Raw genomic sequence first — 15,360 nt, forward strand, 5'->3', positions numbered from 1 at the left:
ACACTATGAGGACCCATGTCAAGTCCGCGACGTGCTCGCACGAAATCGTGCCCGCGGACCAGAACGGGTCCTTCCCCCATTATACAGGCGCAGCGCATCGCTGCCGTACACGCCCGGCAGCGCGTCGCCCGTGCCCGACCCGCACGCGCTCACCGACCTGTCTGATGCAACGACCGTTCCCGTGCAGACATTCCCGGTGCCGGCATCGTCGTGCACGCGGCATCCGCTCGCCCTGCCGTGCCGGCCGGCCTCGTGCGGCCGACGCGCCCGCCCGAGCGACTCGCCCGGTGCGCTCGCTCAGCTGCCGAGCGGCGACTCGTCGTCGTGCCTACGGCGCACCGCGAGGAACTTCTCGAGCTCGGCCGCGATCTCATCGGCGGAGGGGACATCGCCCTCATCGTCGGTGAGCGGTGAGCGGAGCGTCGTCTCCTCCATATAGGTGTCGTGGCGCTGCTCGAGCGTGCCCACGAGCTTGGCGAGCTCGCCGTTGCCCGCAACCTGCTCGTCGATGCGGGCGACGAAGTCCCGGTTCTGGTCGCGGAGGCTGTCGGTCGGGAAGATGCGGCCGGTGGCCTTGCTCACGGCCTCGAGGGACGCCACGGCCGCGGCCGGGTACTCGGTGTCGCTCAGGTAGTGCGGGATGAGCAGCACGAAGCCGGTGACGGGCCGGCCCGACTCCTGCAGGCGGACCTCGACCAGGTGCAGCGCGTTCGCCGGCGCCTCGGTGGTCGGACGCCACACCGACATGGCCTCGACGAGCTCGCCGCGATTGCCGCTCACGGTCATGCTGACCGGGCGCGTGTGCGGAACCGGCATCGGGATGGCGTTGATCCACGTGGTCGAGGAGACGCCGAGCCGGTCGATGAGCTGCAGCACGGCCGCGCTGAAGCGCTCCCACTGGAAGTCGGGCTCGTACCCCGTGAGGAGCAGGAACTGCTGGCCGATCTCGTCGCGCGCGAGCGAGAGCATCAGGCGCGGCGGGCGGTACTCGGTGATGTGGTCCTCTTCGAAGAGGATGATCGGGCGCCGTGCGCGGTAGTCGAGCAGCTCGTCGGCGTCGAAGGTCGCGACGACCACGTTCTCGAGCGTGGCGAGCAAGTAGTCGGTGGTCTGCGCGACCGCGGCACCGGCATCGGCGAAGCCGGTCAGCCCGGCGACGAGCGGCAGCCCCCGAGGCACCTCGACCTCGGAGCTCAACTCGTACAGGGAACGTGGATCGCGCATGCTTCCAGCCTACTGAGCGCGGTCGCACCCTTCGCCGCGAACGCCGCAACCACCAGATGCTCAGAGCGAACACGTAGCATTCGCTGCATGAGCTCCCCCGAACTCCACCTCAGCGATCAGCCGCCCGCAGCCTCCGATGCCGACGTCCTCGTCCTCACCGCGACGACCGGCGACGACGGCCCGGTCCTCCTCGAGGTCGCCGGCTACGACTGGGTGGCGCCGCTGCTCGCCCCGCTCGGCGCGACGGGGGCGGCCGACGAGCTCGTGCGGCTCCCCTCGCAGGTCGACGGGCCGGCCGTCATCGCCGTCGCAGGACTCGGTTCACGAGCGGATGCCGCGGCCATGCGCCTCGCGCTCGGCAGCGCCCTGCGGCGTCTCGCCGGTACGGCCCACGTGGCGATCGCGGTCCCCGAGGCCCACGCAGACGCGGCTGAGGCGATGCTCGAGGGCGCCGCCCTCGGCGCGTACGCGTTCACCGCCTACCGCTCCGACCCCAAGCCGGCGGTGTCGCGCATCACCCTGCACGCCGGCGCACCGGAATCGGCGGCGGCCGTGCGGCTCGACCGCGTGCGTGCGGTCGCGGATGCCGTTCGCCGAACGAAGGATCTCGTGAACACCCCTCCCGGCGACCTCTCCCCCGCGCGATTCGCCGAGATCGCCGTGAACGCGGCCGATGCCGTCGGCGTCACCTCGACGGTCTGGGACGAGGAGGCGCTCGAGTCCGACGGGTTCGGCGGCATCCTCGGCGTGGGTCAGGGATCGGTGCGCGGGCCCCGGCTCGTGCGCCTTGAGTACGCGCCCGAATCGGCGAGCACGCACCTCGCACTCGTCGGCAAGGGCATCACGTTCGACACCGGCGGACTGTCGCTGAAGCCCGCGGGCTCGATGGTCGGCATGAAGTCGGACATGGCCGGGGCCGCGACCGTGCTCTCCGCGATGCTCGCGCTCGCGGCGCTCGAAGTGCCGATCCGCGTCACCGGATGGCTCTGCCTCGCCGAGAACATGCCCTCCGGCACCGCGATGCGCCCGAACGACGTGCTGCGCATGCGCGGCGGCAAGACCGTCGAGGTCATCAACACCGACGCCGAGGGCCGGCTCGTGCTGGCCGACGGGCTCGTCGCCGCGAGCGAGGAGCAGCCCGACGCGATCGTCGACGTCGCAACGCTCACGGGCGCGCAGGTCGTCGCGCTCGGACACCGCATCGGCGGACTCATGGGCGAGGACGCACTCGTCGAACGCGTCAGAAGGGCCGCGGATGCCGCGGACGAGGCGTTCTGGCCGATGCCGCTCCCCGGCGACCTGAAGACCTACCTCAAGTCCGACGTCGCCGACCTCACGAACGCGAAGCTCGGCACGACGATCCCCGGCATGCTCGTGGCCGGCGTGTTCCTGCGCGAGTTCGTCGGCACACGCCCCGACTCCGACGACCGCATCGCGTGGGCTCACCTGGACATCGCGGGGCCCGGATACAACAGCAGCGCCCCGTGGGGATTCACCGGCACCGGGGGCACCGCGATGGCCGTGCGCACGCTGATCGGCCTGAGCGAGGACCTCGCCGCAGAGTAGTAGGGTCTTAGGGGCGAGTTCTTCGCCCATCACTCCGCTCACGGTGACCCACCCGAGGCGGTTCGTGCTGCAGAACAGTTGCGCAAGGGAGATTCCGGTTGTCCGAGCAGAACTTTGACATTGTCATCCTCGGTGGCGGCAGCGGAGGCTATGCAGCAGCGCTGCGGGCCGTCCAGCTCGGCTTCACCGTCGGCCTCGTCGAGAAGGACAAGCTCGGCGGCACATGTCTGCACCGCGGCTGCATCCCGACCAAGGCACTGCTCCACGCCGCCGAGATCGCCGAGAACGCCCGCGACTCCGCCAAGTTCGGCGTGCGCGCGACCTTCGAGGGCATCGACGTCCCCGCGGTCACCGCGTACCGCGAGGGCATCATCTCGAGCAAGTACAAGGGCCTCCAGGGCCTCATCAAGGCCCGCGGCATCACCGTCATCGAGGGCGAGGGTCGTCTCGTCGCCCCCAACGCCGTGCAGGTGGGCGACCAGCGCATCGTGGGCAAGAACGTCATCCTCGCCACCGGCTCCTACTCGCGCTCGCTGCCCGGCCTCGAGATCGGCGGCCGCGTCATCACGAGCGAGCAGGCCCTCGAACTCGACTTCGTGCCCGGCAAGGTCGCCATCCTCGGCGGCGGCGTCATCGGCGTCGAGTTCGCGAGCGTCTGGAAGTCGTTCGGCTCCGAGGTCACCGTCATCGAGGCGCTCCCCCACCTCGTTCCGAACGAGGAGGAGTCGATCTCGAAGCAGCTCGAGCGCGCCTTCCGCAAGCGGGGCATCGACTACAAGATCGGCGTGCGCTTCCAGTCGGTCACCCAGCACGAGAACGGCGTGGTCGTCACGCTCGAGAACGGCGAGACCATCGAGGCCGAGCTCCTGCTCGTCGCCGTCGGCCGTGGCCCGGTCACCCAGGGTCTCGGCTACGAGGAGGCGGGTGTCACTATCGACCGCGGCTTCGTCATCACCGACGAGCGCCTCTCGACCGGCGTCCCCGGACTCTACGCCGTCGGCGATATCGTCCCGGGCCTGCAGCTCGCGCACCGCGGCTTCCAGCAGGGCATCTTCGTCGCAGAAGAGATCGCGGGCCTGAACCCGATCGTCGTCGAAGACGTGAACATCCCGAAGATCACCTACTGCGAGCCCGAGATCGCCTCGATCGGCTACACCGAGGCGAAGGCGGCCGAGAAGTTCGGCGCCGACCAGGTCTCCTCCTACGAGTACAACCTCGCGGGCAACGGCAAGAGCCACATCCTCGAGACCAGCGGCTCGATCAAGGTCGTCCGGGTCAACGACGGCCCCGTCATCGGCGTGCACATGATCGGCGGGCGCGTCGGCGAGCTCATCGGCGAGGCGCAGCTCGCGGTGAACTGGGAGGCCTACCCCGAAGACATCGCGCCGTTCATCCACGCGCACCCGACGCAGAACGAGGCGCTCGGCGAGGCGTTCCTCAAGCTCGCCGGCAAGCCGCTGCACGCGCTCTGATCCATTCATCCCCCATACGACTGCAATAAGCTAGAAAGCGTCCCAACGCTGTGAAGGAGACAAGCGCATGAGCGAATCCGTCAGCCTCCCGGCACTCGGTGAGAGTGTCACAGAGGGCACGGTCACCCGCTGGCTGAAGAACGTGGGCGACCGTGTCGAGGTCGACGAGCCGCTGCTCGAGGTCTCGACCGACAAGGTCGACACCGAGATCCCGTCGCCCGTGGCGGGTGTCATCGAGGCGATCCTCGTCCAGGAGGACGAGACCGTCGAGGTCGGCACTGCACTCGTGACGATCGGCGACGGTTCGGCCGCGCCGGCCGAGGCGGCTCCCGCAGCCGAGGCTCCGGCCGCAGCTGCGCCCGTCGCGGAGGCACCCGCTGCACCCGCCCCGGTCGCGGAGGCACCCGCGGCCCCGGCCGCTCCGGCACCCGCAGCCGAGGCACCCGCGGCTCCCGCGCCCGTCGCAGAGGCACCCGCAGCGCCGGCCGCACCGGCACCTGCAGCCGAGGCTCCTGCAGCGCCGGCCGCTCCGGCACCCGTCGCCGAGGCTCCTGCAGCCCCCACGGCCCCGGCTCCCGCCGCGGCGCCGGCTGCTCCCGCCGCACCCGCGGCCACCGGCTCGCACGCCGGCGCTCCCGGCTACGTGACCCCGATCGTCCGCAAGCTCGCCAACGACCAGGGCGTCGACCTCGCCAGCGTCACGGGCACCGGCGTCGGCGGTCGAATCCGCAAGCAGGATGTCATCTCGGCCCAGTCCGCACCCGCGGCTGCGGCCGCCCCGGCGCGCACGCCGCTCGAGACCTCGCCCCTGCGCGGCACGACCGTTCCCATGACGCGCCTGCGCAAGGTCGTCGCCGAGCGTGCCGTCGTGTCCATGCAGTCGACCGCCCAGCTCACCTCGGTGGTCGAGGTCGACGTCACCAAGGTCGCCCGTCTGCGCGACAAGGTGAAGGGCGCGTTCCTCGAGAAGACCGGCAACAAGCTGAGCTTCCTGCCGTTCTTCGCGCTGGCGACGGCCGAGGCGCTCCGCGCGTACCCGATCATCAACTCCACGGTCGACGGCGACACCATCGTCTACCCGGCCCAGGAGAACGTGAGCATCGCGGTCGACACCGAGCGTGGCCTGCTCACGCCGGTCATCCGCAACGCGGGCGAACTCGACATCGCCGGCCTCGCGGCCCAGATCGCCGACCTCGCAGACCGCACGCGCAACAACCAGCTGAAGCCCGACGAGCTCTCGGGCGGCACGTTCACGCTGACGAACACGGGTTCGCGTGGTGCGCTCTTCGACACGCCGGTGGTCTTCCTGCCGCAGTCGGCGATCCTCGGCACCGGCATCGTCGTGAAGCGTCCGGTCGTCGTGACCACCGACGGCTCCGAGGCGATCGCGGTTCGCTCGATGGTCTACCTCGCCCTGTCGTACGACCACCGCATCATCGACGGCGCCGACGCCGCCCGCTTCCTGACGGCCGTCAAGGACCGCCTCGAGTCGGGCGAATTCGAGGCGGACCTCGGCATCTAGTCGAAGACCTCTCGAAGGCGCCAACCGGCCTCGCTCCTCACGATGAGGAGCGAGGCCGGTTCCGTTTCGCCGTCGACCGGCACTCGCACCAGCACGGCGGCACCCATCTCGGCGACGACCTCGACGCGATCAGCGTCCAGCGCGAGCGCACCAGGGCCGCCGTCGCGGGCGGCGAGCATCAGGTTCCAGTCCGACTCCTCGATGGGCGAGCCGGGCTGCACGATCGGACGCAGACAGTCCAGGTCCAGCGCCGAGAAGCACGCCGCCCGTCGACGGATGAGCTCCGTGGCGGCGGCATCCGGCTCGGTCGAGGCGGAGAGCGCACCCTCGCCCGCCATCCCGGTCGCAGCGGGATCGGTCGCCGACTCGTCGGCCGTCGCCGAATCGGACGATGCCGCGCCGTCGGCCGTCGCCGAATCGGACGATGCCGCGCCGTCGGCGTCGATCGAGGCCGCCGACTGCTCGGACTCTGCGGGCGTGCTGCTCGACGACTGGGACGAGACCGCCCCGTCGTCGCCACCACCGGCGCCCGCCGACGCAGGCGGGACCGCGGTCAACAGGACCACGAGCGCGGCGCCTCCGACGAGGGCGGCCACGGCGATCTGCCGCTTTCGCCCGGCCGTCCAGCGTCGAACGGCGAGGCGCAGTGCCGTGAGCCGATCACCCTCGATCGAGTCCACGAGTCGTTCGACGATCGGCTCCGGCACCTCGGCGACCTCCAGCAGACCGGTCGCCACCGATGGGACCCCCGCCCGTCGGACGGGTCGAGCTTCGCGAAGGCCCACGGGCTGATCGATGCTCGCGTCGGCGACCGGCTGCGGTGAGATCAGTCGTGCCGGCACCCGCGAGACGTGCGCCGAGGCCGCCCCGCTGATCGCCGTCGGTGCGGCCGCGGCGAACAACGCCCGTTCGATCTCGCGTTCGAACGGCACCAACGGGCGTTGTTCGAGGGCGCGTGCCATCAGCACGCGCACCTCGTCGAAGACGCCACCGGGCCGGACCGCCCCGACGACGGCTTCGACGTAGTCGACCAGTGCGCAGAGGCCCTCACGACGGAGCGCGGTCCGCTGCGCGCCGTCCTGGGGCAGGCGTTGCACGCCGCCGAGGCCGAGCAGACGTGGCCTGCCCGTGTCGTCGAGGCGGACGTCGGACGGCGAGAGGCGCAGGTGCACGAAGCCCTGCTCGGCCGATCGCGCGACCGCGTCGGCGATCGGCGCGATGAGCGTGACGGCCTCCCCGGGATCGAGCGCGCGATCGATGAGCAATTGGCCGACCGTCGTGCCCGCGATGCGTTCGACGACGAGGACCCGCGCTCCGTCGGAGGCGGTCGCCACGTCGATCAGCATGGGCGGTGACCCGGCCGGCGCGCGCTCCATGACCTCGAGTTCGGTCGCGATGCCGTGGTCGTCGACCTCGTCGCGATAGACCCGCAGGACGACGAGGGGCGCCGACTCACCGGCAGCGGCGCCGCCGGGCACGGAAACGGACGACTCGCCGCGCGCCGCCACGGCGAGGAGGACGTCGGCGCGCCGGCCCGAGGCGATGCGACGCACCACGCGATAGCCCGCGATGCCTGTGCCCGTGCCCGTGCCCGTGCCCGACGGTTGCGGAGTCGCGTCGAGCTCGGAGTGGGTCCGTCGTCGCATACGTCGCTTCATCCGCACATCGTCCCGTGCGGCGCACCCCCCGGCGACCGGCTCCGGGGCTTGCCGCACGACGCGAGCGGGATCGCCCCTGTCGAGGACGAGTCGGACACACGCACCGACCGGGGAGCGTCGCGACGCGGCATCCGCTGTCTAGACTGGACGGCATGCTCGACTTCGTCGTCGCGGGGCTAAGCGCCAACTCCGTGCCGTACATCGAGGGTCTCGACCTTCAGCGCGCCGTCCATCGCGCGGTCGTCAGCGGCGAACGCCCTGACACCGTCCTCCTCCTGGAGCACCCCTCCGTCTACACCGCCGGAAAGCGCACTGCGCCCGACGAGCGGCCCACCGACGGAACCCCGGTCATCGACGTCGATCGGGGCGGCAAGATCACCTGGCACGGTCCGGGGCAGCTCGTCGGCTACCCGATCATCCGGCTTGCCGAACCCGTCGACGTCGTCGCCTACGTGCGCCGCCTCGAGGGCATCCTCATCGACGTGCTCAGCGGGCTCGGCGTCGAGGGCCGTCGCGTCGACGGCCGCTCGGGCGTCTGGGTCGGCCCAACCGGCCTCGAGAACAAGATCGCCGCGATCGGCATCCGCGTCGCCGACGGCGTCACGATGCACGGGTTCGCCCTGAACTGCTCGAACGCGCTCGAGCCGTACGAGAAGATCGTCGCCTGCGGCATCCGCGATGCCGGCGTCACCACGATCTCGCGGGAGTCCGGCATCGAGACGACCCCCGGCCACGTGGTCGACGCCGTGACCGCGCAGTTCCGCGCCGAGTTCGAGGGCGTGGTCGCCGCGTGAGCGCGGTACCCGAGGGGCGCCGGATGCTGCGCCTCGAAGTCCGCAATGCCCAGACACCGATCGAACGCAAGCCCGAGTGGATCAAGACCCGGGCCAAGATGGGCCCCGAGTACCGACAGCTCCAGAGCCTCGTGAAGAGCGAAGACCTGCACACCGTGTGCCAGGAGGCCGGCTGTCCGAACATCTACGAGTGCTGGGAGGATCGCGAGGCGACCTTCCTCATCGGCGGTTCGCAGTGCACGAGGCGCTGCGACTTCTGCCAGATCGACACCGGCAAGCCGGCCGACTACGACGTCGACGAGCCGCGTCGCGTCGCGGAGTCGGTCGTGCGCATGCAACTGCGCTACTCGACCGTCACGGGCGTCGCGCGCGACGACCTTCCCGACGGCGGCGCGTGGCTCTACGCCGAGACGATCCGGCAGATCCACGAGCAGTCCCCCGGCACCGGTGTCGAGATCCTCGTGCCCGACTTCAACGGCGAGCCCGAACTGCTCGGCGAGGTGTTCTCGGCCCGCCCCGAGGTGTTCGCCCACAACGTCGAGACCGTGCCGCGCATCTTCAAGCGCATCCGGCCAGCGTTCCGGTACGAGCGCTCGCTCGACGTGATCACGCAGGCCCGTGCGGCCGGCCTCATCACGAAGTCGAACCTGATCCTCGGCATGGGCGAAGAACCGGCCGAGGTCACCCGGGCCCTGCACGACCTTCACGACGCGGGCACCGACATCATCACCGTCACGCAGTACCTGCGGCCGAGCCCGCGTCACTTGCCGGTCGATCGCTGGGTCAGGCCCGAGGAGTTCGTCGCGTTCAAGGAGGAGGCCGAGCAGATCGGCTTCCTCGGCGTGCTCGCCGGTCCGCTCGTGCGATCCTCGTACCGCGCGGGCCGTCTCTGGGCGCAGTCGATGCACGCGAAGGGACGCGAACTGCCGCCGCAATTGGCGCATCTCGCCGACGCGACGCTGGGCTTCGCGCAGGCGGTCGGCTGAGGCATCCGCCCGCCGCCTTCGCCCGTCGAGAACACGGTCGGAGGCGGCGCCGCGCGCCGGTATCCTTGTCAGCATGGCACGCACCAAGGACTCGTCGTCTGCTCCGAAGGAACCCGGCCGTCTGAAGCAGATGTGGCAGGTCTTCCAGATGACCCGTCGCTACGACCCGACGGCACAGTGGTTCATGCTGCTGGTGTTCCTCGCACCCGTGATCGTCGGCCTCGGCCTGGCGCTGTGGCTCAGCGAGGGCAACGGCTTCACCATCGCCCTCTGGATCGTCGCGGGCGTGCTCGCGGGCCTGCTGCTCGCCATGATCGTGCTCGGACGGCGCGCCGAGCGCGCCGCGTACTCGCAGATCGAGGGCCAGCCCGGCGCGGTCGGCGCGGTGCTCCGCAGCGGCCTGCGCGGCGGATGGATCGGCAACGAGATGCCGGTCGCCGTCAACGGCAAGACGCAGGACGCCATCTACCGATCCGTCGGGCGCGGCGGCGTCGCCCTCATCAGCGAGGGCCCCGTCTCGCGCACCCAGCGCATGCTCGACGACGAGAAGCGCAAGGTCGCGCGCATCCTCCCGAACGTGCCGGTCACCCTCATCTCGGTCGGCGCCGACAAGGACTCCATCGAGCTGCATCGTCTGCCGGCGACGCTGCGCAAGATCAAGCGCACGCTCACCAAGCCCGAGGTCCTCGCGGTCTCGAACCGCCTCAACTCGCTGCAGAATCCGCTGCCGATCCCGAAGGGCATCGACCCGATGAAGGCGCGCCCCCAGCGCGGCAAGATGCGCTGAGTCCGGCTCCACGCACCACGAGAAGCGGCATCCGATCCAGGTCGGATGCCGCTTCGTCGTCGGATGTCGCGGAGGTCGGCGCTACTCGGCGCGGTGTCCGGGCGACCCCGGTGCCGGCGCGCGGTCCGTCAAGCGGCGCGCCGATCGGAACCGAGGCCGGTCAGGCCCTGATGAGCACCGTTCCGGCGACCTTGTCGTGGAACCCGCGCTGGTCGGAGTCCCAGACGAGCACGGGCACGACGATCGCCAGGAGCAGGGTGCGCACGATGGGCCGCCAGAGCCCGACCCATCCGCCGGCGATCGGCACGACGCGCAGGCCGGCGAGGCGGTGGCCGACGCTGCCGCCGATGGTCGGGATGAAGACGACCTGCATCAGCACGAAGATGCCGAGCGTGAGCCAGGAGTGCAGCGCGGAACTGTACGGGGCGAACGCGAGGGCGATGACGATGGCCGCCGCCCAGTCGATGGCGATCGCGAGGAAGCGGCGACCGATGCGGGCGACCGACCCGCGCCCTTCGTCGGGGAGTCCGAGCCGCTGCCCTGGCCACCGGCTGGGTTCGAGTCGGCCGAACGTCGTCGGTGTAGAGTCAGGCATCCATGGATTCTACCGGCGGCTCCCTGCGTAACATGCCGGAAACAAACGCGTCACGGTAGAGAAACCCTCCCTCTGTACGGTCGACAGTGGCTGTGCACGTCCGTCCGGCCTCGCCGGTTCAACTCGCCCCCTTGGAGATTCCAACCCATGTTCAGTGATTCCTCTGAAGTCCTCAAGTTCATCAAGGAGACGGATGTCAAGTTCCTCGACATCCGCTTCACCGACCTCCCGGGCGTGCAGCAGCACTTCAACATCCCGGCGTCGACCGTCGACGAGGAGTTCTTCACGGTCGGGCAGCTGTTCGACGGCTCCTCGATCCGTGGGTTCGCGAACATCCACGAGTCCGACATGCAGCTCATCCCCGATGTGACGACCGCCTACGTCGACCAGTTCCGCACGGCGCGCACGCTCGTCATGGTCTTCGACATCTACAACCCGCGCAACGGCGAGATCTACTCGAAGGACCCGCGCCAGGTCGCCAAGAAGGCCGAGAAGTACCTCGCCTCCACCGGCATCGCCGACACCGCGTTCTTCGCCCCCGAGGCCGAGTTCTACATCTTCGACGACGTGCGCTACGAGGTCAACCAGCACTCGAGCTTCTACTCGGTCGACTCCGACGAGGGCGCCTGGAACTCGGGCCGCACCGAAGAGGGCGGCAACCTCGCGAACAAGACACCGTACAAGGGCGGCTACTTCCCGGTCGCCCCGGTCGACAAGACGGCCGACCTGCGCGACGACATCACGCTCAACCTGATCGAGGCCGGCTTCACGCTCGAGCGCTCGCACCACGAGGTCGGCACGGGCGGCCAGCAGGAGATCAACTACCGCTTCGACACCATGGTGCACGCGGCCGACGACATCCTGAAGTTCAAGTACATCGTCAAGAACACGGCCGAGCAGTGGGGCAAGTCCGCCACGTTCATGCCGAAGCCGCTCTTCGGCGACAACGGTTCGGGCATGCACACGCACCAGTCGCTGTGGAACGACGGCACCCCGCTGTTCTACGACGAGGCCGGCTACGGCGGTCTCTCGGACCTCGCCCGCTGGTACATCGGCGGTCTCCTCAAGCACGCCCCGGCCGTGCTCGCCTTCACGAACCCGACGGTGAACTCGTACCACCGCCTCGTTCCCGGCTTCGAGGCCCCCGTCAACCTCGTCTACTCGGCGGGCAACCGTTCGGCGTCGATCCGCATCCCGATCACGGGCACCAACCCCAAGGCCAAGCGCATCGAGTTCCGTGCGCCGGATGCCTCGGGCAACCCGTACCTCGCGTTCGCCGCGCAGCTCATGGCGGGCCTCGACGGCATCAAGAACCGCATCGAGCCGCACGAGCCCGTCGACAAGGACCTCTACGAGCTCCCGCCCGAGGAGGCAAAGTCGATCCCCCAGGTTCCCGGCTCGCTCGGCGAGGCGCTCGACGCGCTCGAGGCCGACCACGACTTCCTCCTCGAGGGCAACGTGTTCACCAAGGAGCTCATCGAGACCTGGATCGACTACAAGCGCGAGAAGGAGCTGAAGCCCCTGGCCCAGCGCCCGCACCCGTTCGAGTTCGAGCTGTACTACGGCGTCTGAGCCGAACACCCCCTGCATTCCCGGAAGGGCCCGCACCGCTTCGGCGGCGCGGGCCCTTCCCGCGTGAGCGGCAGCACGAGTCGGAGTGCGGATCGGCTGCGACGCAGCGCGCCGGCAGCATCGATCGATGCGAGGATCAGGAGCAGCGGATGCGATGCCGACTCAGTGCGTCGACGGCTCGCGCCGCTCCTCTTCTCCGTAGAAGCCACGCTCGAAGACGGCGCGGGCTCGACGCGTGACCGCCAGGTAGTCGTGTTCGAGCTGGGTCGCCGAGCCCGGCAGGTACCCCATGATGCGTGCGACGCCTTCGAGCTGCGTGCGCTCGACCGGCAGCACGTCGGTGGTGCGCTGGAGCCAGAGCGTGAGCGAGGAGCGAGCACGGGACGCCAGGATCCACGCGGTGCGCAGCGTCTCGGCATCGGCCTCGGCGACGAGCCCGTGCTCGACGCTCGCCGCGAGGGCGTCGAGCGTCGACGTCGTGCGGAGCGCGGGCACCTCGGCGCCGTGCTCGAGCTGGATGAGCTGCACGTACCATTCGACGTCGCTCAGCGACCCGCGCCCGAGCTTCAGGTGTCGAGTGGGGTCGGCCCCCTGCGGGAGCCGCTCGTTCTCGACGCGCGCCTTGATGCGCTTGACCTCGCGGATGTCGCGATCGGAGATCTGCGCGGGATACCGAACCGTGTCGGCGAGGGCCGTGAAGTCCTCGATGAGCGCGCGATCGCCGGCGACGCCGCGCGCCCGCAGGAGCGCCTGCGCCTCCCAGGTGAGCGACCAGCGGGCGTAGTAGGCGCGGTAGGCGTCGAGGGATCGCACGACGACCCCGTTGCGACCCTCGGGGCGCAGATCGGCATCGAGTTCGAACGGGAGCCGGGCATCTTCAGTCAGGCGCACGAGCTCGGCGACGATGCGCAGCGCCTGCGAATGGGCGGCGTCGGGTGCGGCATCCGCTGGCCGATAGACGTAGATGATGTCGGCGTCGCTGCTGATGCCGAGCTCGCGCCCGCCGAATCGGCCCATGCCGATGACCGCGAACTCGATGCCGTCGGGTGTCGACCGCCGGATCGCCGCGAGCATGGCCGCGATGTGGTTCTCGGTCACGTCGCTGAGCGCCCGGCCGAGGTCTTCGACCGTGACGACATCGAGGATCGCGGCCATGGCGAGGCGCAGCACCTCGCGGCGACGGATGGCGCGGAAGATCTTGGCCGCGGCCTCGGCGTCGCCGTGGCGCGCCATGACGGCGCGGCCCTCGGCCTCGAGGGCGTCGATCGTGCGCGGGCGCAGCTCGGCGAGGTCTTCGAGCCAGGCCACCGCCTCGGGGCTGTGCTCGAGCAGCGCGGCCGCGTACCGGGAGCCCGAGAGGACCCTCGTGAGGTTCAGCGCGGCATCGGAACTGTCGCGCAACAACCGGAGATACCAGTGGGTCGTGCCGAGGGTGTCGCTCAGCCGGCGGAAGGAGAGCAGGCCGAAGTCGGGATCGGTGCCGTCTGCGAACCACGAGATGAGCACGGGCATGAGGTTGCGCTGGATCTGCGCCCGGCGCGAGACACCCGCCGTGAGTGCGGCGATATGCGCGAGCGCTCCGCGCGGGTCGCGGAACCCGATGGCGGCCAGGCGCGCCTCGGCCTGCGCACTCGTGAGCTCGAGCCCGGACGCCGGCAGGGCGGCGACCGCCGACAGCAGCGGCCGGTAGAACAGTCGCTCGTGCAGGCCCCGCACGCGCTGTCGCACGCTCTGCCAGATCTCGCCGAGACGTTCGGCGTCGGGCGCGAGCCCCGAGGCACGAGCGATGCGTCGCATGCCGGCCGCGTCGCGCGGCATGAGGTGGGTTCGTCGCAGCCGTTCGAGCTGCAGTCGGTGCTCGAGCACGCGCAGCAGGCGGTAGTCACGCGAGAACTCGGCCGCCTCTTCACGCCCGACGTATCCGTTGTCGGCGAGGGACTCGAGCGCCGGCAGCGTGCCCTTCTGGTGGATCGCGTCGTCGCTCGCCCCGTGCACGAGCTGCAGCAGCTGCACGGTGAACTCGATGTCGCGCAGGCCGCCCGGCCCGAGCTTCACCTGGTACGCGACCTCGTCGGCCGGGATGAAGTCGGTCACGCGTTCGCGCATGCGCTGCACGGACTCGACGAACCCGTCGCGGCTCGAACTGGTCCAGACCTTGGGGCCCACGCCCGCCGCATACCGGGCACCGAGTTCTGCGTCACCGGCGAGCGGGCGTGCCTTCAGCAGGGCCTGGAACTCCCAGCTCTTGGCCCACCGGTCGTAGTACTGCAGATGCGAGTCGAGCGTGCGCACGAGGGCGCCGTCTTTGCCTTCGGGACGAAGGTTCGGATCGACCTCCCAGAGCAGCGGCTCGATGCCGGGCTCCATGATGACGCGCATGAGGACCATCGCGAGGCGCGTCGCGATCTCGAGCGCACGGGCATCGGACACGACGGAGTCATCGGCGGACTCCCCCACGTAGATCACGTCGACGTCGCTCACGTAGTTGAGCTCCCTGGCGCCGGCCTTGCCCATGCCGATGATCGCCAGCCTCGTCGCCTCGACCTCGGCCGCCGGATACTGGCCGGGTGCGGCTGGAGCACCGTCGGCCCGCGAACTCGCGAGCCGGGCGAGCTTCAGTGCGGCGTCGAGCGTCGCACCCGCGAGGTCGGCGAGGCCCGCCGCGACCGTCTCGACCGCGTCGACGGCGTCGATGCGGGTCAGGTCGTACACCGCGATGCGGGCGAGCAGGCTCCGATACCGGATGCGCAGCGCGGCCGACGCCGACTCGAGCGAGGACCCCGGTGCCGCCCATGCGCTCGTGACCGCGTCGAGAAGCAGCTCGCGCGCCTCGACCACGGTGAACGGCGGGGCCGGCACCTCGTGCAGGAGCGCGAGCTCTGTCGGATGCCGCAGCAGGAAGTCCGCGAACCCACGGGAGGCTCCGACGAGTCGGGCGAAGCGCTCGGCCGAGGCGGCCTGCTCGAGCACCGAGGTGACCTCCTGCGGCGCGCGGGCGTGGAGCCGTTCGGTCGCGATCAGCGCTTCGTCTGGATCGGCGGCGTTCGCGAACGCGGCGAGCAGGTGCTCCTCGTCGAGCGAGGCCGCCTCGGCGAGGGTGCCGAGGCGCGCCGAGGACGCCGACAGCTCGTCGAACCCGGCTCGCGCGAGCCGTGCGAGCGTCGGTGCCTGGCGTGACATCCGG

General features: G+C 70.4%; 11 protein-coding genes. 7 read left to right on the plus strand and 4 right to left on the minus strand.

All coding sequences use genetic code 11. From position 1 onward, the window contains the following. Nucleotides 1–297 precede the first annotated feature (297 nt). Nucleotides 298–1,224, minus strand: coding sequence for a proteasome assembly chaperone family protein (locus AC3IPY_RS10195; RefSeq protein ID WP_489184180.1), 927 nt, complete (start codon nucleotides 1,222–1,224; stop codon nucleotides 298–300). An 87-nt stretch (nucleotides 1,225–1,311) separates the two neighbouring features. Here AC3IPY_RS10195 and AC3IPY_RS10200 point away from each other — a divergent pair, with 87 nt between their 5' ends. From AC3IPY_RS10200 to sucB, 3 genes are all read left to right on the plus strand, one after another. Next, nucleotides 1,312–2,790 (plus strand): leucyl aminopeptidase, encoded by a 1,479-nt coding sequence (locus AC3IPY_RS10200; protein ID WP_489184181.1) that lies wholly within the window; start codon nucleotides 1,312–1,314, stop codon nucleotides 2,788–2,790. A 98-nt stretch (nucleotides 2,791–2,888) separates the two neighbouring features. Beyond that, nucleotides 2,889–4,262, plus strand: a complete 1,374-nt coding sequence (gene lpdA / locus AC3IPY_RS10205; RefSeq protein ID WP_489184182.1) for a dihydrolipoyl dehydrogenase — start codon at nucleotides 2,889–2,891, stop codon at nucleotides 4,260–4,262. A gap of 67 nt (nucleotides 4,263–4,329) precedes the next feature. Further along, nucleotides 4,330–5,784 carry a 2-oxoglutarate dehydrogenase, E2 component, dihydrolipoamide succinyltransferase gene (gene sucB, locus AC3IPY_RS10210; RefSeq protein ID WP_489184183.1) on the plus strand — a complete coding sequence of 485 codons (1,455 nt, stop codon included), beginning with the start codon at nucleotides 4,330–4,332 and terminating at the stop codon, nucleotides 5,782–5,784. Here the strand turns inward: sucB and AC3IPY_RS10215 are convergent. Then, a complete protein-coding gene (locus tag AC3IPY_RS10215; protein WP_489184184.1) occupies nucleotides 5,781–7,430 on the minus strand; it encodes a serine/threonine-protein kinase in 1,650 nt (549 codons plus the stop codon). The two genes, sucB and AC3IPY_RS10215, sit on opposite strands and share 4 nt — an antisense overlap. Before the next feature lie 164 nt (nucleotides 7,431–7,594). Here AC3IPY_RS10215 and lipB point away from each other — a divergent pair, with 164 nt between their 5' ends. The 3 genes from lipB to AC3IPY_RS10230 all read left to right on the plus strand — a co-directional run bounded on the left by lipB (nucleotide 7,595) and on the right by AC3IPY_RS10230 (nucleotide 10,009). Further along, on the plus strand, nucleotides 7,595–8,236 hold the full coding sequence (gene lipB, locus AC3IPY_RS10220; protein WP_489184185.1) for a lipoyl(octanoyl) transferase LipB: 642 nt from the start codon (nucleotides 7,595–7,597) through the stop codon (nucleotides 8,234–8,236). Then, on the plus strand, nucleotides 8,233–9,222 hold the full coding sequence (gene lipA, locus AC3IPY_RS10225; protein ID WP_489184186.1) for a lipoyl synthase: 990 nt from the start codon (nucleotides 8,233–8,235) through the stop codon (nucleotides 9,220–9,222). Before lipB ends, lipA begins: the two co-directional genes overlap by 4 nt. A 73-nt stretch (nucleotides 9,223–9,295) precedes the next feature. Next, entirely contained in the window at nucleotides 9,296–10,009 is a 714-nt protein-coding gene (locus tag AC3IPY_RS10230) for a DUF4191 domain-containing protein (RefSeq protein WP_489184187.1), read from the plus strand. A gap of 160 nt (nucleotides 10,010–10,169) precedes the next feature. Here the strand turns inward: AC3IPY_RS10230 and AC3IPY_RS10235 are convergent, their stop codons facing one another. After that, a complete protein-coding gene (locus tag AC3IPY_RS10235) occupies nucleotides 10,170–10,604 on the minus strand; it encodes an RDD family protein (protein ID WP_489184188.1) in 435 nt (144 codons plus the stop codon). 147 nt (nucleotides 10,605–10,751) lie between these two features. On the opposite strand from AC3IPY_RS10235, the gene glnA reads away from it, so the two are divergent. After that, nucleotides 10,752–12,176, plus strand: a complete 1,425-nt coding sequence (gene glnA, locus AC3IPY_RS10240) for a type I glutamate--ammonia ligase (RefSeq protein WP_489184189.1) — start codon at nucleotides 10,752–10,754, stop codon at nucleotides 12,174–12,176. Between the two features lie 162 nt (nucleotides 12,177–12,338). Here glnA and AC3IPY_RS10245 read toward each other — a convergent pair whose 3' ends face one another. Further along, on the minus strand, nucleotides 12,339–15,356 hold the full coding sequence (locus AC3IPY_RS10245; protein WP_489184190.1) for a bifunctional [glutamine synthetase] adenylyltransferase/[glutamine synthetase]-adenylyl-L-tyrosine phosphorylase: 3,018 nt from the start codon (nucleotides 15,354–15,356) through the stop codon (nucleotides 12,339–12,341). Nucleotides 15,357–15,360 lie beyond the last annotated feature (4 nt).

It is taken from the genome of Agromyces sp. GL_144 (genome assembly GCF_057834305.1).

Excerpts from the sequence above, each read along its gene's own strand:
- AC3IPY_RS10200 (WP_489184181.1), top strand. The coding sequence starts at position 1,312 with ATGAGCTCCCCCGAACTCCACCTCAGCGATCAGCCGCCCGCAGCCTCC.
- sucB (WP_489184183.1), top strand. The coding sequence starts at position 4,330 with ATGAGCGAATCCGTCAGCCTCCCGGCACTCGGTGAGAGTGTCACAGAG.
- AC3IPY_RS10230 (WP_489184187.1), top strand. The coding sequence starts at position 9,296 with ATGGCACGCACCAAGGACTCGTCGTCTGCTCCGAAGGAACCCGGCCGT.
- AC3IPY_RS10195 (WP_489184180.1), bottom strand. The coding sequence starts at position 1,224 with ATGCGCGATCCACGTTCCCTGTACGAGTTGAGCTCCGAGGTCGAGGTG.
- AC3IPY_RS10235 (WP_489184188.1), bottom strand. The coding sequence starts at position 10,604 with ATGCCTGACTCTACACCGACGACGTTCGGCCGACTCGAACCCAGCCGG.
- AC3IPY_RS10245 (WP_489184190.1), bottom strand. The coding sequence starts at position 15,356 with ATGTCACGCCAGGCACCGACGCTCGCACGGCTCGCGCGAGCCGGGTTC.
- glnA (WP_489184189.1), top strand. The coding sequence starts at position 10,752 with ATGTTCAGTGATTCCTCTGAAGTCCTCAAGTTCATCAAGGAGACGGAT.
- lipB (WP_489184185.1), top strand. The coding sequence starts at position 7,595 with ATGCTCGACTTCGTCGTCGCGGGGCTAAGCGCCAACTCCGTGCCGTAC.
- AC3IPY_RS10215 (WP_489184184.1), bottom strand. The coding sequence starts at position 7,430 with ATGCGACGACGGACCCACTCCGAGCTCGACGCGACTCCGCAACCGTCG.